At 72.0% G+C, this 16,904-nt stretch carries 14 protein-coding genes; 4 read left to right on the top strand and 10 right to left on the bottom strand.

The genetic code is table 11. From position 1 onward, the window contains the following. Positions 1-471 precede the first annotated feature (471 nt). Complete coding sequence (locus tag AB0D10_RS00070) at positions 472-1,773, top strand: M14 family zinc carboxypeptidase (RefSeq protein WP_360248592.1); 1,302 nt, start codon at positions 472-474, stop codon at positions 1,771-1,773. Between the two features lie 96 nt (positions 1,774-1,869). Here the strand turns inward: AB0D10_RS00070 and rodA are convergent, their stop codons facing one another. The 8 genes from rodA to AB0D10_RS00030 form a co-directional block, all read right to left on the bottom strand. Further along, positions 1,870-3,069 carry a rod shape-determining protein RodA gene (rodA, locus tag AB0D10_RS00065; protein ID WP_360248589.1) on the bottom strand — a complete coding sequence of 400 codons (1,200 nt, stop codon included), beginning with the start codon at positions 3,067-3,069 and terminating at the stop codon, positions 1,870-1,872. Further along, entirely contained in the window at positions 3,066-5,369 is a 2,304-nt protein-coding gene (gene mrdA, locus AB0D10_RS00060) for a penicillin-binding protein 2 (RefSeq protein WP_360248586.1), read from the bottom strand. The genes rodA and mrdA overlap by 4 nt, the downstream gene beginning before the upstream one ends. Positions 5,370-5,420: 51 nt before the next feature. Next, a complete protein-coding gene (gene mreD, locus AB0D10_RS00055; RefSeq protein WP_360248583.1) occupies positions 5,421-6,059 on the bottom strand; it encodes a rod shape-determining protein MreD in 639 nt (212 codons plus the stop codon). 3 nt (positions 6,060-6,062) lie between these two features. Then, on the bottom strand, positions 6,063-6,983 hold the full coding sequence (mreC, locus tag AB0D10_RS00050; protein WP_360248580.1) for a rod shape-determining protein MreC: 921 nt from the start codon (positions 6,981-6,983) through the stop codon (positions 6,063-6,065). A gap of 94 nt (positions 6,984-7,077) precedes the next feature. Beyond that, the gene (locus AB0D10_RS00045; protein ID WP_360249688.1) at positions 7,078-8,103 is read right to left on the bottom strand and encodes a rod shape-determining protein; all 1,026 of its coding nucleotides are present in this window, start codon (positions 8,101-8,103) and stop codon (positions 7,078-7,080) included. A gap of 322 nt (positions 8,104-8,425) precedes the next feature. After that, positions 8,426-8,839: a nucleoside-diphosphate kinase gene (gene ndk, locus AB0D10_RS00040; protein WP_360248577.1), complete on the bottom strand. Its 414-nt coding sequence runs from the start codon at positions 8,837-8,839 to the stop codon at positions 8,426-8,428. Between the two features lie 155 nt (positions 8,840-8,994). Then, the gene (locus AB0D10_RS00035; RefSeq protein ID WP_360248574.1) at positions 8,995-9,348 is read right to left on the bottom strand and encodes a DUF4233 domain-containing protein; all 354 of its coding nucleotides are present in this window, start codon (positions 9,346-9,348) and stop codon (positions 8,995-8,997) included. A gap of 2 nt (positions 9,349-9,350) precedes the next feature. After that, positions 9,351-10,709, bottom strand: coding sequence for a folylpolyglutamate synthase/dihydrofolate synthase family protein (locus AB0D10_RS00030; protein WP_360249685.1), 1,359 nt, complete (start codon positions 10,707-10,709; stop codon positions 9,351-9,353). 230 nt (positions 10,710-10,939) lie between these two features. Here AB0D10_RS00030 and AB0D10_RS00025 point away from each other — a divergent pair, with 230 nt between their 5' ends. Both AB0D10_RS00025 and AB0D10_RS00020 read left to right on the top strand, forming a co-directional pair. Beyond that, positions 10,940-11,629 carry a glycosyltransferase gene (locus tag AB0D10_RS00025; protein WP_360248571.1) on the top strand — a complete coding sequence of 230 codons (690 nt, stop codon included), beginning with the start codon at positions 10,940-10,942 and terminating at the stop codon, positions 11,627-11,629. Between the two features lie 397 nt (positions 11,630-12,026). Further along, on the top strand, positions 12,027-12,248 hold the full coding sequence (locus tag AB0D10_RS00020; RefSeq protein WP_360248569.1) for a hypothetical protein: 222 nt from the start codon (positions 12,027-12,029) through the stop codon (positions 12,246-12,248). A gap of 52 nt (positions 12,249-12,300) precedes the next feature. Here the strand turns inward: AB0D10_RS00020 and AB0D10_RS00015 are convergent, their stop codons facing one another. Next, positions 12,301-12,825: a hypothetical protein gene (locus AB0D10_RS00015; protein ID WP_360248566.1), complete on the bottom strand. Its 525-nt coding sequence runs from the start codon at positions 12,823-12,825 to the stop codon at positions 12,301-12,303. Positions 12,826-13,144: 319 nt separating this feature from the next. Further along, positions 13,145-15,784 (bottom strand): valine--tRNA ligase, encoded by a 2,640-nt coding sequence (locus AB0D10_RS00010; RefSeq protein ID WP_360248563.1) that lies wholly within the window; start codon positions 15,782-15,784, stop codon positions 13,145-13,147. Positions 15,785-15,972: 188 nt separating this feature from the next. Here AB0D10_RS00010 and AB0D10_RS00005 point away from each other — a divergent pair, with 188 nt between their 5' ends. Beyond that, entirely contained in the window at positions 15,973-16,791 is an 819-nt protein-coding gene (locus tag AB0D10_RS00005) for a hypothetical protein (protein WP_360248560.1), read from the top strand. The last annotated feature ends 113 nt before the right edge of the window (positions 16,792-16,904 follow it).

Below are 16,904 nucleotides of genomic sequence, written 5' to 3'. Positions count from 1 at the left end.
TAGCCCAATCCGGGGATGGGGCCGTCTGCCCCGGAGCGCGGGCCCTCCGCGCTCCGGCGCGACCCGCCCGTCGGGCACCCGCCCCGGCACGCGCAGTGCGCGCCCGCCGCCCGGCGCCGTCCGCCGTTGACACGCCCGAGCGGCCCGTGCGCTACTGACAGGGCTCCGCCAAGAACCCCTGTGCCCCTTCCGGACAAGGGAGTTGGGTCGTACGCTCGGCCCTCGTCGGAGTTCCCCGGCGATGCCCTCTCCCGCCCCTCACGCACGGCCTCGTCGGAGTTCCCCCGGCGATGCCCTCCCGCCCCTCACGCACGGCCCAGTCCACCCTCACCAGGCCCGTCCCGTGTCCGCCCGGCCGCCGTCCCCGGCCCGCGGTGCCCCGTCCCCCGCCCGCACTCCGTGCCCGGCGGCGCACCCGCGTGCCCGCGCCCCAGCGGCCGTACGAGCCGTACGACCGGCGCAAGGAGAACCATGACCGACACCGGTCGGCGGATCCGCCCCCTCCGGCCCCTCGACTCCCGGCCCGCCCGCTACCCCACGCCGGCCCAGGCCGAGTGCGCCGCCCGGCGGCTCGCCCTGCGCCACCCGGACCGCTGCCGGCTGCGCGAGGTGGGCCGTTCCCGGGCCGGACGCCCGCTGCTGCTGCTGTCCGTCGACCGCGGCCCGCGCACCGCGCTCGTGGTCGGCGGCCCGCACCCCAACGAGCCGATCGGCACGGCCGGGGCGGTGCGGCTGGCCGAGCTGCTGCTGGACCGCCCCGCCCGTCCCGGCCTCTCCTGGCACCTGCTGCTCTGCCTCGACCCGGACGGCGCCGCGCTCAACGCCGGCTGGCTGGACGGCCCGCTCACCATGAGCCGCCACTACGAGCACTTCTTCCGCCCCGCGTTCGAGGAGCAGCCCGAGCTGCTGCCCGCCCCCGGCTCCGGCCGTCCGCCGATGCCGGAGAGCGTGGCGCTGACAGGCCTGATCGACGAGTTGCGCCCTTTCCTGCAGTGCTCGCTGCACGGGGTGGACTTCGGCGGGTCCTTCGTCCAGCTCACCGGTCCGGTTCCCGGCCTGTCCGAGCGTTTCGCCCGCTCCGCCGAGCGGGCCGGCCTCCCCCTGGACGTGGACTCCTACGACGCGATCGGCTGGGCCAGCCCGGCCCCCGGCACCTATCTGATGCCGGTCCCGGGCAGTTCCGGGGCTTCCTGGGCGCTGCCGGACGAGCCCGAGCTGTCGACCTGGTCGTACGCGGCCCGGCACGGTGCGGTCAGCGCCGTCCTGGAGGTCCCGATGTGGGCCGTGGACGCGGTCGGCGACGCCCGCCCGCACCCGGCGGGACCGCGGGCGCTCGCCTCCGCCGCCCGGGAGCTCACGGTGCGCGCAGAGGAGCTGACCGCCCTGCTGGCCCGGGTCCCCGTGCACGGCCACGAGGCGTACGGGCCGATGGTGCGCACCGCCGAGTTCAATCTGGCGGTGGCCCCGCGGGTGGCCGAGGAGTGGCTGGACCGCTGGCGCCCCGGGCCGCTCTCGTCCTCGCGGGTGACCACGGCCGGGCTGGTGGCGGCCCGGCTGCCCTTGCGGGTGGCGTCGATCCTGCTGCGGCTGCTGGCGGACGCCCGCGGCCCGGGTGCGGAGGCCACCCGCGAGCGCGCCCGTGCCGTCGTCGCGGACAGTCTGGACCGGCTGCGGCACCGGTTCGGTGCCCGTTGGGTGCCGGTGCAGGAGCAGCTGGCCCACCAGTCCCGTGCCGTGCTCACCGCCGCCGACTGCCTGCTCCAGCCGCGCTGACGCACCGCCGGCCGGGCGCCGGGGGAAGGGGCGCCGGGTCGGGCACGCGCAGGGGACGGCCCGGGTTTCCCCGGACCGTCCCCTGCGCACACCCGCTCAGGCCGCTATCGGCCGCTGGCTCCGCACCGCCTGGAGCAACCCGATCGCCATCCAGTTCGCGAACATCGAGGACCCTCCGTACGAGACGAACGGCAGCGGGATGCCGGCGACCGGCATGATGCCCAGGCACATCCCTATGTTCTCGAAGGCCTGGAAGGCCAGCCAGGCGATGATCCCGGCCGACACGATCGTGCCGTAGAGGTCGGTCGCCTGACGCGCGATCCGGCCGGCCCGCCAGAGCACCACGCCGACCAGCAGGATGATCGCCAGCGCCCCGACGAAGCCGAGTTCCTCGCCCGCGACGGTGAACACGAAGTCGGTCTGCTGCTCCGGCACGAACTGCCCGGTGGTCTGGGTCCCGTGGAACAGTCCCTTGCCGGTGAGCCCGCCCGACCCGATCGCGATCCGGGCCTGCGCGGTGTTGTAGCCGACGCCGTTCGGGTCCAGCTGCGGGTTGGCGAAGGCGGCGAAGCGGTCGATCTGGTACTTGCTCAGCAGCCCGAACTTCCAGATCGCCACGCATCCGGCGGCGCCCGTCACCAGCAGCCCGAGGACCCAGCGGTTCGCCGCGCCCGAGCCGAGCAGGATGCCGAGCACGATCGCGGCCATCACCATCACCGAGCCGGCGTCCGGCATCAGCAGCACTATGCACATCGGCAGGCCGGCCCAGACCAGGCCGCGGAACACGGCCCGGTGCGAGGGGAACTCCCGCTCCCCCGCGTCCACCTGGTCGGACAGCACGACCGCCATCGCCAGCACGATCGCGAGCTTCGCGAACTCGGCGGGCTGGATCGAGAATCCGCCGCCGAGCTGGATCCACGAGTGCGCGCCGTTGATGGTGGATCCCAGCGGGCTGAGTGTCGCCAGCAGCAGCAGGATCACGCCGACGTACAGGAACGGCACGATCGTGCGGAAGCGACGACTCCCTATCGCTATCACCACGGAGCACAGCACCAGCCCGACCACGAAGTTGGTCAGGTGCCGGTACAGGAAGTACTGCGGGTCCCCGTGGGTGAGCGAGTCGCGCCCCCGGGTGGCCGACCAGACCAGCAGCGAACTGCCGGCCGAGAGGGCCAGCGCGGCCAGCAGCAGTATCCAGTCCAGCCGCCAGAGCGGGGAGTCCTTGGCGAGGGCCTTGGAGACCCCGCCGCGCTGCGGGGCCAGCCGCAGCTGCCGGTAGGAGCCGTAGGAGGTCATGCCCGTCCCCTTCCCGGGCTGCGGCCGGGTTCGAGCGCGGCGTCGGCCGCGGTGTACGACGCCGGGCGGTCGGTCGGAGGTGTCCGGTCGAGGAAGGCCGTCGCCGGCGCCGGGTCCGCCTGCGTCGCGTCCTGGAGCACCGGGATCAGCGCGGGCGCCTGGGCCGCGCCCGGCGCCTGGTCGACGGAGTACGCGGCCGGCTTGATGATCGCGGTGCCGTCCGGGTTGAACTTCGGCAGCTCGGCCTGCGGGGCGGGCAGCAGCGCCTTGGTGGTGTCGACGTTGCCCTTGTCGTCCACGCCGTACAGCGCCTGGTAGATCCGGCGGACGGAGTCACCCGAGCCGCCGGAGCCGGTGCCGCCCTGGCTGATCGTCATGATGATCGCGTAGTCCTTGCTGTACGTGGCCAGCCAGGAGGTGGTCTGCTTGCCCTCGACCTCGGCGGTGCCGGTCTTGGCGTGCAGCGCGATCTTGTCCTGCGGCCAGCCGGCCTGCGTGAACTTCCAGGCGGCGGTACCGCTCTTGACGACGCCCTCGGTGGCCTGGTTGATGTAGCTCAGCAGCTTCTGGTCACCGGGGAACGTGGCGTCCGCCTGCGGGGCGATCTCGCGGACGAGGTCCCCGCCCGGGCTTATCACCGCCTTGGCGATGGTCGGCCGGTAGAAGGTGCCGCCGTTGGCCAGCGCCGAGTAGATCCGGGCCATCTGGACCGGGGTGACGAGGGTGTCGCCCTGGCCGATCGCGAAGTTGACGGCGTCACCGGCGCGCATCTGGTAGCCGTCGACGCAGTTCTCCTTGGCGATCTGGTCGGAGAAGCTGTTGCCGCCCTTCTTCGCCTGGGCGCACCAGGCGTCCTTGTTGTTGTCGTAGAAGGACTGCTTCCACTGCCGGTCGGGCACCCGGCCGGTGACCTCGGACGGCAGGTCGATGCCGGTCTTGGCGCCGAGGCCGAACTCGTGGGCGGTCTTGAAGAACCAGTCGGCCGCGTCCTTCTTCGGCTTGATGCCGCCGTCCTTCACCCACTGGTCGTTCGCCAGGCCGTAGAAGACGGTGTCGCAGGAGACCTCCAGCGCCTTCTCCAGTGAGATGGAGCCGAAGCTCTCGCTCTCGAAGTTCTTGAACTCGCGCCCGCCGATGGTCATGCTCTTCGGGCACGGGTAGGTGCCGTCCAGCGAGTAGCCGGCCTGCACGGCGGCGGTGGTGGAGATGACCTTGAAGGTCGAGCCGGGGGCGGACTGACCCTGTATGGCGCGGTTCAGCAGCGGGAAGTTGGAGTCCTTGCTGGTCAGCGACTGGTAGTCCTTGCCGCTGATGCCGCCGACCCAGAGGTTCGGGTCGTAGGTGGGGGCGCTCGCCATCGCGATGATCCGCCCGGTGTGCACGTCCATCACCACGGCGGCGCCGGAGTCGGCCTCGTAGTTGCGGTTGGTGACCTTGTCGAAGGTGTTCCGGGCGTCGGCGATGGCCTGCGCGAGGTTGTCCTCGACCACCTTCTGCACCCGGGCGTCGATGCTGGTGACCAGGTTGTCGCCGGTCTGCGGGGCGACGGCGCCGGCGGTGCCGATCACCCGGCCGAGGTTGTCCACCTCCAGCTGGGTGATGCCGGCGGTGCCGCGCAGGTCGCGGTCGTACACCGACTCCAGGCCGGCCCGGCCGATCTGGTCGGCCGGCAGGTAGCGGTCCAGGCCGCTCTTGGCGGCGGTCTTGCTGACCTCGTCGTCGGTGACGGGCGAGAGGTAGCCGAGCACCTGGGCCATGTTGGCGCCCTCGACGCCGGTGTAGCGGCGTACGGCGGTGGGCTGCGCGGTGACCCCGGGAAAGTCCTCGCGGCGTTCCATCATCTGCATCGCCTGCTGGGTGGTCGCCTCCTTGGTGACCGGGATCGGCTGGTACGGCGAGCCGTTCCAGCAGGGCTGCGGCGTCTTGGCGTCGCAGAGCCGGACCTTCTCCTGCACGTCCTTGGCGGGCATCCCGAGCACGTCGGCCAGCCGGGCCAGCACCGCCTTGCCGCCGTCCTTCTGCTGCAGCAGCGAGGTGCGGCTGACCGAGACCACCAGCCGGGTCTCGTTGCCAGCCAGCACCCGTCCGGAGGCGTCCAGGATCTCGCCGCGGACGGCCGGTTCGACCACTTCGCGGATGTGGTTGCCGGTCGCCTTGGCGGTGTACTCCTTGGCGTTGCGGATCTGCAGGTACCACAGCCGACCGCCGAGGGTGGCGAGCAGCGACAGCACCAGGATCTGCAGCACCACCAGACGGATCGTCACCCGCCGGGTGCGGCCGGTCTCGGGGATGTTGCTCACGTCTCGTGCGCTCCAGGGTGCGGGGAAGTCGGGAGGTCGGGGCCGGTCCGGTTACGGGCGGCGGGCGAAGCCGGGCACGCGCCGTTTCCTGTACGACGGGCCGGAGGAGACCTCGCGGGTGGTGCGGTAGCGGGCCAGCGAGCCCATGCCCGGGCCGCCCTGGTCGTCGTCGGCGGCGGCCACCGGGTCGCGCCCGAAGCGGCGGCCGAGGAGCATCACCAGCGGCACCACGAACGGTGCCAGCAGCAGGTCGTACAGCAGGGCGCTGATCACCAGGCCGCCGAGGCCGACGTGCCGGGCTGCGGTGTCGCCGACCAGCGCGCCGACCAGCGCGTACAGCAGGGTGGAGGCGACCGCGGCGGCGCCCACCACCAGCAGCGAGCCGGCGACCGAGCGCTGGCGGCCGTGGTCGGGCCGCAGCAGGCCGGCGGCGTAGCCCATCAGGCAGAGCACCAGCGCGTAGCGGCCGATCGCGTGGTCGGAGGGCGGCGCGAGGTCGGCGAGCAGGCCGGCTGCGAAGCCGACCAGGCAGCCGCCGGTGGGCCCGTAGACCATGGCCAGGCCGACCACGACGAGCAGCAGTATGTCCGGGGTGGCTCCCGGGAGCTGGAGCCGGCCGAAGACGCTGACCTGGAGGATCAGGCCGAGCAGGATCAGGCAGGCGGAGACGGGGATGCGGGCGAGGCGCATGGCTCAGTTCCCCCCAGTGGGCTTGGCGGGCGGGGCGGCGGGCGCGCCGGCCGGGGCCTGGCCCGGGGCGGGCGGCAGGACGGCGTCCCGCGGGTCGGCGCGCGGCGGCACGACCACCACGCCGACCAGGTCCAGCCGGGTGAACTGGACGAAGGGCTCGACCAGGACGGTCTTGGTCAGCTGGCCGGCATTGGCCTGGACCTCGGTGACCTTGCCGACCGGGACTCCGGGCACGAACGGGCGGCCGCTCTGCGAGCCGAAGGTGACCAGCCGGTCGCCGGCCTTGACCTGGGCCTTGCCGTTGAGCAGGGAGACCTTCATCGGACTGTCGCCGCCGCCGGAGGCGAAGCCGATCTCGCCGGTGCCCTCCAGGCGGGTGCCGGCCGAGAAGCCGGGGTCGGAGGCGAGCAGCACGGTGGCGGTGGTCGGGGCGACGGTGGTGACCCGGCCGACCAGGCCCTGACCGTTGATCACGGTCATGTCGCGGGTGAGGCCGTCGTCGCTGCCGGCGTCGACTGTGATGGTCCAGGAGAAGCCCTGGGCCGGGCCGATCGCGATGACCTGGGCGGCCTTGACGGTGTAGCCGCCGGCGCCGGCGGTGCGCAGCAGGTCGTCCAGTTGCTTGGTGCGCCCGGCGGCCATGTCGGAGGAGGCGAGCTTCTGCCGCAGTTCGGTGTTCTCGCGGGCGAGCTGGTCGGTGCGGCCGCTGTTGGTGGCGGCGTCCCGGAAGGCCCGGACGGTGTCGGCGACCGGGTCGACGACGGTGGCGGCACCGCGTTCGACGGGCCCGAGGACACCGGCGGCCGCGTGCCGGGCGGGGCCGAGCGGGGAGTCCTCACCGCCCTTGATGTCCACGGTGATCAGCGCGAAGGCGACGGCCACCAGCAGGATGAGCAGCAGCCGGCTCTCTCGTGTGTCCCTCACGGTGGTGGTACTGCCCCTTCGTACCTGGCGGCCGCCCAGGGCCGTGGGGCCCGGGCGGCGGCCCGTTCAGTCGTGTCGGATGTGTGCTGTGGTGCTAACGGCGCGGCTGGGCGTCGAGTACCTGCTGGAGGGCCTCGAACTCCTCGACGCACTTGCCGGAGCCGAGCGCGACGGAGTCGAGCGGGTTCTCGGCGATGTGGATCGGCATGCCGGTCTCGCGGCGCAGCCGCTCGTCGAGGCCGCGCAGCAGGGCGCCGCCGCCGGTGAGCACGATGCCGCGGTCCATGACGTCGCCGGCCAGCTCGGGCGGGCACTGGTCGAGGGTGGTCTTGACGGCGTCGATGATCGAGTTGACCGGCTCGTCGATGGCTTCGCGGACCTCGGCGGCGGAGATGACGACGGTCTTGGGCAGGCCGCTGACGAGGTCGCGGCCGCGGATCTCGGCGTGCTCGTCCTTCTCGCCCTCCAGGCCGAAGGCGCTGCCGATGCTCATCTTGATCTGCTCGGCGCTGCGCTCGCCGAGGAGGAGGGAGTACTCCTTCTTGATGTGGTGGACGATCGCGTTGTCCAGTTCGTCGCCGGCGACCCGGATGGACTGGGCGGTGACGATGCCGCCGAGGGAGATGACGGCGACCTCGGTGGTGCCGCCGCCGATGTCGACGACCATGTTGCCGGTGGCCTCGTGGACGGGCAGGCCGGCGCCGATGGCGGCGGCCATCGGCTCCTCGATGATGTGCACCTGGCGGGCGCCGGCCTGCGAGGAGGCCTCGATGACGGCGCGGCGCTCGACGCCGGTGATGCCGGAGGGCACGCAGACGACGACGCGCGGGCGGGCGAGGTAGCGGCGGCGGTGGATCTTGAGGATGAAGTACCGCAGCATGCGCTCGGTGATCTCGAAGTCGGCGATCACGCCGTCCTTGAGCGGGCGGATGGCGACGATGTTGCCCGGGGTGCGGCCGATCATCTTCTTGGCCTCGGCGCCGACGGCGAGGATGCCGCCGGTGTTGGTGTTCACCGCGACGACCGACGGCTCGTTCAGGACGATGCCCTTGCCCCTGACGTACACCAGCGTGTTGGCAGTTCCGAGGTCGATCGCCAAGTCGCGGCCGATGAACGACAGGTTGCTCGCCATGGGGTGTAGGTGCCTTCCCGGGCTCGGAGTTCATGGGGGGGGTGGACGACTGCGTGCGCCCACGCTTGGGCGGAGACCAGCTGAGCTGCCTTACCGGGCCCTTGAGTCGCGTCCATCGTAGTCACGCTGCACTGTACGGACGTCGACGCGGGGCATACCGTCCATTGTCCGGAGCGTGATCGCTTCTCCCCGGATTGGGACGCCGTGTCGGGATCCCCAGTTCCCTATTTCACGATAAGAATGCCCCGGCCGGGTCAATGGTCCCGACCGGGGCAGTCCCGAGGTCCTCCGGGCGTGTCGCCCGGCCGGCTCAGGCGTGCGCCGGGAAGAAGATCTTGATCTCGCGCTCGGCGGACTCCGGGGAGTCGGAGGCGTGGATGAGGTTCTCGCGGGTGATCGTCGCGTAGTCGCCGCGGATGGTGCCGGCGCCGGCCTCCAGCGGGTTGGTGGCCCCGGCCAGCATGCGGATGCCCTTCACGACCTCCTCGCCCTCGACGATCAGCGCGAGCGAGGGGCCGGAGGTCATGAACTCCAGCAGCGGCTCGTAGAACGGGCGGCCGACGTGCTCCGCGTAGTGCTGCTCCAGCGTCGCCCGGTCGAAGGTGCGCAGCTCGATCGCGGCGAAGCGCCAGCCGGCCTTGCGCTCGATGCGGCTGATGATCTCGCCCGCCAGGCCGCGGCGGACGGCGTCGGGCTTGAGCAGGACGAGAGTGCGCTGGGACACGGTGCGTCTCCTGGGGATTCGGTTCGGCAGGCAGTCGGGTCGACGGGTGGGCCGACACGGCAGAGGTTACCTTGCGTACACGGCGTGTCGGTCGGCCGGTCCGGACCCCCGGTCCTGCCCCCGCGCGCCCGCCCGCGGGGGCACGGGGACGGGCCCTAGGCCCGGACGGCGGCCGCCTCGGTGGCGGCCGCGCGGGCCGCCTTGAAGGCGTCCACCTTGCGGCCGTAGTGCACCGAGCACCACCACAGGCCGGCGAAGACCACGCCGAGGCCGAACATGGTCGGCAGGACGAAGCCGCTGGCGATCAGGCCGATCTGCAGCGCCCAGCCGATCTGCACCGCGCCGGGGCGGTCGATCATGCCGCAGAGCGCGATGCACAGCGCCATCGCGATGCCGCTGACCGTCCAGATCTCCCCGCCGGAGACGTCCGAGAGACGCATCGCGACCAGTGCCGCGAACATGATCAGCAGTGCTTCGCCGATCAGCGTCGAGGAACAGAGCGTCCTCATGTTCACTTCCTCCCGAGCAGCAGGCGGGCCTCGCCCACCGTGATGACCGAACCCGTGACCAGCACCCCGGCGCCGCCGAGGTCGCCCTCCTCCTCGGCGAGGGTGACGGCGGCGGCGATGGCGTCGTCGAGGCGGGACTCGACCTGGACGCGGTCCTCACCGAAGACCTCGACGGCGAGGGCGGCGAGCTCGTCGACGTCCATCGCGCGGTGGGTGGAGTTCTGGGTGATGACGACCTCGGCCAGGATCGGCTCGAAGGCCTCCAGCACGCCGGCCACGTCCTTGTCGCCGGAGGTGCCGATCACGCCGACGAGCCGGGTGAAGCCGAAGGACTCGGTGAGGGCCGCGACGGTGGCGCGGGCGCCGTGCGGGTTGTGCGCGGCGTCCAGGACGATCGTGGGGCTGCGGCGGACGACCTCCAGGCGGCCGGGCGAGGAGACGCCGGAGAAGGCCTGGCGGATCTTGTCGACGTCGAGCTGCCCGCCGCGGGCGCCGCCGACGCCGAAGAAGGCCTCGACCGCGGCCAGGGCGAGCGCCGCGTTGTGCGCCTGGTACTCGCCGTGCAGCGGGATGAAGACGTCCTCGTACTCCTCGCCGCCGAGTCCGCGCAGCGTCACCAGCTGGCCGCCGACGGCGAGTTCGCGGCGGATCACGCCGAACTCCATGCCCTCGCGGGCGACCGTGGCGTCCACCTCGACGGCGCGGCGCAGGATGACCTGGGCGGCGTCCAGCTGCTGCTGGGCGACGACGGCGACGGCGTCGGGCTTGATGATCCCGGACTTCTCGACGGCGATCTCGCCGGTGGTCCCGCCGAGCTTGTCGGTGTGGTCGAGGCCGATCGGGGTGATCACGGCGACGGCGGCGTCGATGACGTTGGTGGCGTCCCAGGAGCCGCCCATGCCGACCTCGACGACGGCGACGTCGACCGGGGCGTCGGCGAAGGCGGCGTAGGCCATGCCGGTCAGCACCTCGAAGAAGGACATCGGCACCGGCTGCGCCGCGTCGACCATCTGCACGTAGGGCTCGATGTCGCGGTAGACCTCGACGAAGCGCTCGGGGGCGATCGGGGCGCCGTCCAGGCTGATCCGCTCGGTGACGGATTCGACGTGCGGGCTGGTGTAGCGGCCGGTGCGCAGCTCGAAGCTGTTGAGCAGCTGCTCGATCATCCGGGCGGTGGAGGTCTTGCCGTTGGTGCCGGTGATGTGGATGGAGGGGAAGGACCGCTGGGGCTGGCCCAGGATGTCCATCAGCGCCTCGATCCGGTCGAGCGAGGGCTCCAGCTTGTTCTCCGGCCAGCGCTTGGAGAGTTCGGCCTCGACGTCGCGCAGGGCGTCGCCGGTGCCGCCGTCGGCGGGGCGGATGGTGTACGGGTTCGGGTCGGCCTTGTCGCTCACGACCACAGTCTACGGAGCGGTGGCGGGGCGTCCTCACAGGGTGATGGGCGGGGTGAGAACGGCCACTTTGTCCGACCTTCGCCGCTACGAACCAGTTTAACCCCTTTACTATTCATTTAGCGAATCCAAGCCGCAACGAAGCAGCAATTCGCAGCCGACAGGAGCCGCCAGCCTTTGATCACCAGGAGCACTGCGCCATGCCCGACGCCCTGCACGACTGGATCACGCTTCGACAGGACGCCGTCGTCCGGGTCGCCGGACTGATCTCCCTGGCCCTCGTGGGCTACATGGCGCTCGTCTTCGGACGCTTCCTCGTGTACTGGGCCGGCTCCCGCCACGCCTTCCGGCACAACCGGCCCGCCGAACCCGGCGACCCGGCCGCCTTCCAGTGGCACCTGGTCGTCCCGTGCCGCGACGAGGAGGCGGTGGTCACCCAGACCCTGGACGGCCTGCGCGCCTCCGCGCCCGAGGCCCACCTGTGGGTGATCGACGACGACAGCGAGGACGCCACCCGCGAACTCGTGCTCGCCGCCGCCGCCCGCGACCCGCACGTCCACCTCGTCCGGCGCCGCCACCCGCACGCCCGGATCGGCAAGGGCGCCGCCCTCAACGCCGCCTACCGGGAGATCTCCGCCTGGCTGCCCGGGGACACCGACCGCTCCCGTGTGGTGATCGGCGTGGTCGACGCCGACGGCCGGCTCGACCCCGGCACCCTCGCCCGGGTCGGCAACGACAAGGCCCTCGGCCGCCCGGACGCCGGCGCCGTCCAGATCGGCGTCCGGATGCGCAACGCCGGCTCTCCGACACCCCCGAGCGCCTCACCCGGCCGGCGGCCGCCCCCAGCCCGTACGGCGACGGCCTGGCGTCGGCCCGGATCGCCGCGCTGACCGCCGCGCTCGCCGAACCCGCCGGGGTCCAGGCTCCGGCACTGGCCGCCTGAGACCCGGGCCGAACGGGCCTGGCGCCCTCTTGACAGTCGGATTGGTCCGCTCCACCTTCTGGGGCAAGTCTCCTTCCCCGAACCGGACTTGAGTTGCCGGTAGCTCCCAAGCGCACCATCGACACCCCGTACGGCGCCGGCGGCACCGACCCCAGCACCTGGACGCCCTCCGGCGGCTGGACCCGGCTGAGCACCGGCTTCACCACCGGCCCCACCACCACCGGCGTCACCGTCTACCTGCACTGCCGGTACGCACAGCCGGCCTTCCTCGCCGACGACGTCTCGCTGCTCGGCCCCGGCGGCCCGCAGCCTTCCCCCAGCCCGACCACCACCACGGCCTCGGGGTGCCGGCCTCCACCGGCGCGGCGGGCGGCGGCTACGTCAGCGCGGGCACGGTCACCGACGCACTGGACTGCCCGGCGGCCGGCACCGACTGCGGCAGCTACCGGCCGGACACCACCTGGCCGGGCATCGACGGGGCGATGACCTGGTCCACCGACTGGGACGCCAAGGCCGGCAACCCCGTCGCCGCCACCATCGGCGCCCACCTGCGCACCATGCCGTAGGCGCGGTGCCGCCCGCCGTGAGTACGGCGGGCGGCCTGCCGCGGTCCCGGGCTCAGACCCCGGCCCGGGCCTCCGGCAGGTGCGCGGCGCCTCCGTGTCGACGGCGCAACTCGGCCGTGATCTCAACCAGTTCGCCCTCGGGCAGCAGCGGCAGCATCATCGCGACGCCCTGCAGCAGACCGCCCAGCAGGAAGGTGGTGTCGGCCGTCGCGGCGACCAGGCCGCGGACCTCGGCCACCTCGCCGGCCGCCACCGCTTCGATCAGCCGGGCCGCGTCGGCGCTCTCCTCGTCCACCGCGACGGCGCCGGTGTCGGCGGGTGCCCGCCGGGCCATCGCCCGCAGCACCCTGTCGCCGACCTCGGGGGCGTACGCCTTGCGGACGGCCTCGGCGGCGATCCAGGCGAGCAGGGTGGTCACCTCGCGCTCGGCCCGCTCGGCGAACAGCACCTCCAGCTCGTGGTCGAACGCGAGCTGGTTCCCGTGCCGGAAGGCGAGCAACAGGGTCGCCGCCCTGGCCTTGGCCTCCTCGACCGCCTCGGCAGGCAGTTCGTCGGCCAACTCCTCGGTCACCACCACGCCGTGCCCTCCCGTCCGTCACCCATCAGGAACACCCCGCGGAACGCTCAGCAGAGACGCCCTTCGGAAACTCCGTGCACACCGTACACATCCCACCTGCAAACTTCCGCGAACGCGCGCGGGCAAGACCGGAATCAATTCGCTCGGAATAGGACCTCACCCGGTCCAGGATGAATATTCGCCGGAAGGGAGCAATGTTTCTGCGCTATTAGGCGTAACGAAAGCCGCCCACGGCGGAACCCGACCCCTGCACCGCGAAACGCCGAGGGGCCGCACCCCGCGCGTCGCGGAGTGCGGCCCCTCACGGACCGGTGCGGGCTCAGCCCTGCGGCAGCGCCGCGAGCTGGGCGGTGATCCGGGCGATGTCGGCCTCGGCGGCCTCCTGACGGACCTTGATCTTGGCGACCACCTCGTCCGGCGCCTTGGCGAGGAACGCCTCGTTGCCGAGCTTGGCGGTGGTCTGCGCCTTCTCCTTCTCGGCGGCCGCGAGGTCCTTGGCGAGGCGCTTGCGCTCCGCCGCGACGTCGATGGTGCCGGACAGGTCCAGCGCGACGGTGGCACCGGCCACCGGCAGCGAGGCGGTGGCCGAGAAGCCCTCCTCGGGGACGGTCAGCCGCAACAGCGAGCGGATCGCGTCCTCGTGGGCCTCCAGCGTGGTACCGCCCAGCTCCAGCTTCGCCGGGACGCGCTGGCCCGGCTTGAGGCCCTGGTCCGTGCGGAAGCGGCGGACCTCGGTCACGACCTGCTGCAGCGTGGCGATCTCCGCCTCGGCCGCGGCGTCGCGGAAACCGCTGTCCTGCGGCCAGTCGGCGATGACGACCGACTCGGCGCCGGTGAGCGTGGTCCACAGCGTCTCGGTGACGAAGGGGACGATCGGGTGCAGCAGGCGCAGCGTCACGTCCAAGACCTCGCCGAGCACCCGGCGCGCGGCGTCGGCCTGCGGCCCGCCCTTGGCCAGGGTGGTCTTGGAGAGCTCGACGTACCAGTCGAAGACCTCGTCCCAGGCGAAGTGGTACAGCGCCTCGGAGAGCTTGGAGAACTGGTAGTCCTCGTACAGCCCGTCCACCTCGGCGACGGTGCTGTTGAGGCGCGACAGGATCCAGCGGTCGCTCGCGGTCAGCTCCTCCGGCGCGGGCAGCGGGCCCTCGACGGTGGCGCCGTTCATCAGCGCGAAGCGGGTGGCGTTCCAGATCTTGTTGGCGAAGTTGCGGGCCGCCTGGACCCAGTCCTCGCCGATCGGCACGTCGACGCCCGGGTTGGCACCGCGCGCCAGCGTGAAGCGCAGCGCGTCGGAGCCGTACTTGTCCATCCAGTCCAGCGGGTTGACCACGTTGCCGAAGGACTTCGACATCTTCTTGCCGTTCTGGTCACGGACCATGCCGTGCAGCGCGATGGTGTGGAACGGCGGGGTGCCGTCCATCGCGTAGAGGCCGAACATCATCATTCGGGCGACCCAGAAGAACAGGATGTCGTAGCCGGTGACCAGGACGGAGTTCGGGTAGAACTTCGCGAGGCTGTCGGTCTGCTCCGGCCAGCCGAGCGTGGAGAACGGCCACAGGCCGGAGGAGAACCAGGTGTCCAGGACGTCGGTGTCCTGGTGCCAGCCCTCGCCGCTCGGCGGCTGCTCGTCCGGGCCGACGCAGACGACCTCGCCGTTCGGGCCGTACCAGACCGGGATGCGGTGGCCCCACCACAGCTGGCGCGAGATGCACCAGTCGTGCAGGTTGTCGACCCAGTCGAAGTACCGCTTCTCCATCTCCTGCGGGTGGATCTTGACCTTGCCGTCGCGGACCGCGTCACCGGCGGCCTGGGCGAGCGGGCCGACCTTGACCCACCACTGCATGGACAGCCGCGGCTCGATGGTGGTCTTGCAGCGCGAGCAGTGGCCCACCGAGTGGCTGTACGGGCGCTTCTCGGAGACGATCCGGCCCTCGGCGCGCAGCGCGGCGACGATCGCCGAGCGGGCCTCCAGGCGGTCCAGGCCGAGGAAGGGGCCGTGCACGGTGATGACGGCGTGCTCGTCCATGACGGCGATGTTCGGCAGGTCGTGCCGCTGGCCGATCTCGAAGTCGTTCGGGTCGTGCGCGGGCGTCACCTTGACGGCGCCGGTGCCGAACTCCGGGTCGACGTGGGCGTCGGCGACGATCGGGATCCGGCGGCCGGTCAGCGGCAGCTCGATCTCGGTGCCGACCATGTGCTTGTACCGCTCGTCCTCCGGGTGGACGGCGACCGCGGTGTCGCCCAGCATCGTCTCGGCGCGCGTGGTGGCGACGACGATGGAGTTCTCGCCCTCGCCGTAGCGGATCGAGACCAGCTCGCCGTCGTCGTCCTGGTACTCCACCTCGATGTCCGAGATGGCAGTCAGGCAGCGCGGGCACCAGTTGATGATGCGCTCGGCGCGGTAGATCAGCTCGTCGTCGAAGAGCTTCTTGAAGATGGTCTGGACGGCCTGGGACAGGCCCTCGTCCATGGTGAACCGCTCGCGGGACCAGTCGACGCCGTCACCGAGGCGCCGCATCTGACCGGAGATCTGGCCGCCGGACTCCGCCTTCCACTTCCAGACGCGCTCGACGAAGGCCTCGCGGCCCAGGTCGTGGCGGGACTTGCCCTCCTTGGCGAGCTCACGCTCGACCACGTTCTGGGTGGCGATGCCGGCGTGGTCCATGCCGGGCTGCCACAGGGCCTCGTAGCCCTGCATGCGCTTGCGGCGGACCAGGGCGTCGATCAGCGTGTGCTCGAAGGCGTGGCCCAGGTGCAGGCTGCCGGTCACGTTCGGCGGGGGGATGACGATGGTGAACGGCGGCTTGTCGCTCTTCGCGTCGGCGCTGAAGTACCCACGCTCCACCCAGCGCTCGTACAGCTCGCCCTCTACGTCCGCGGGGGTGTAGGTCGTCGGGAGGGTGGCTGCTTCGTCCCCGGCGGAGGTGCTCACGGGGCGCTGGTTCGTCGTGTCGGTCACGACGAACAGTTTACGTACCGGGGGAACGGGTCACGAACCGCTTTCGGTCCGTGGACCCGCCGCGCCCGGACGGGCCCCGGAAGGGCCCCGTGCGGTAGCGTGCCCGGGCACTCGTCCGGTCGACCGGACGTGCACGGAAGGACTCCACACCAGACAGGCCGCGGGTGCGGCGGGGGAGCACAGAGCAGATGTACGGCCAGGGACAGCAGTATCCGCAGGGACAGCCACAGCCCTACGGGGGCCAGCCGCAGTACGGCCAGCCGCCGCAGCCGGCCTACGGCGCGCCGCAGCCGCCACCGCAGCCGCAGTACGGTTACCCGCCGCAGCAGCCCTACAGCGCGCCCCAGCAGCCGTACGGCGCGCCGCCGCAGGCGCCGTACGGTCAGCCGGGCTACCCGGTGGCGCCGCCGCCGAAGGGCAAGGGCGGCCTGGTCATCGGTCTGGTGATCGGCGCGCTGGTGCTGGGCGGCGGCGGCTTCGCCGCCTGGAAGTTCCTCGGTGGCAGCGACCAGGGCGGCAAGTACAAGATCACCGCCCCGCAGACGCTGGCCGACGGCTACGTCCAGAAGTCGGCGAAGGAGCAGGCCGCCGACATGAGCAAGCCCGAGGCGTCCAAGCTCGGCACGGATCTCCACGTCCTGGTGGCCAGTTACAGCAAGGGCTCGGACGCGATGGACACCTTCTCGGTGATCGGCGTCTACGGCGACCTCAACGACCCCGGGCAGATCATCGAGGACTCCAAGAAGGACAGCGGCGGCCTGTCCTTGACGATGACCGACTTCCCGGCGCAGGACGCCAACAACTCCGCGGCGAAGCTCTCCTGCGGCACGTCGACCATGCTCGGCAAGCCCGGCCCGACGATCTGCGTGTGGGCGGACAAGTCCACCACCGGCCGGGTCTCCTTCACCAAGGTCAGCCTGAGCGGCGGCAGCGGCCAGGCGCTCACCGCGGACCAGGCGGCCGCCAAGACCCGGACGATCCGCGACGCCATGGTCGTCGCCAAGTAGCACCGGGGATCACCCGCCGTCACGCGCAGGGGCCCCGCCGCCGCGCCGCGGCGGGGGGGCCCGCCCCCTGGAGCGGGGGTGAGGGGCGAGTATTTGAGGGGCGGCGGCTTAAT

The sequence above is a fragment of the Kitasatospora sp. NPDC048545 genome (assembly GCF_040651155.1).
Lineage (GTDB): Bacteria > Actinomycetota > Actinomycetes > Streptomycetales > Streptomycetaceae > Kitasatospora.
Note: the sequence above shows the minus strand (reverse complement) of the source record. Positions and strands in the feature narration are given on the sequence as shown.

Coding starts and splice junctions, on each gene's coding strand:
- AB0D10_RS00070 (WP_360248592.1), top strand. CDS start 472: ATGACCGACACCGGTCGGCGGATCCGCCCCCTCCGGCCCCTCGACTCC.
- AB0D10_RS00025 (WP_360248571.1), top strand. CDS start 10,940: ATGCCCGACGCCCTGCACGACTGGATCACGCTTCGACAGGACGCCGTC.
- AB0D10_RS00035 (WP_360248574.1), bottom strand. CDS start 9,348: ATGAGGACGCTCTGTTCCTCGACGCTGATCGGCGAAGCACTGCTGATC.
- mreD (WP_360248583.1), bottom strand. CDS start 6,059: ATGCGCCTCGCCCGCATCCCCGTCTCCGCCTGCCTGATCCTGCTCGGC.
- rodA (WP_360248589.1), bottom strand. CDS start 3,069: ATGACCTCCTACGGCTCCTACCGGCAGCTGCGGCTGGCCCCGCAGCGC.
- AB0D10_RS00005 (WP_360248560.1), top strand. CDS start 15,973: ATGTACGGCCAGGGACAGCAGTATCCGCAGGGACAGCCACAGCCCTAC.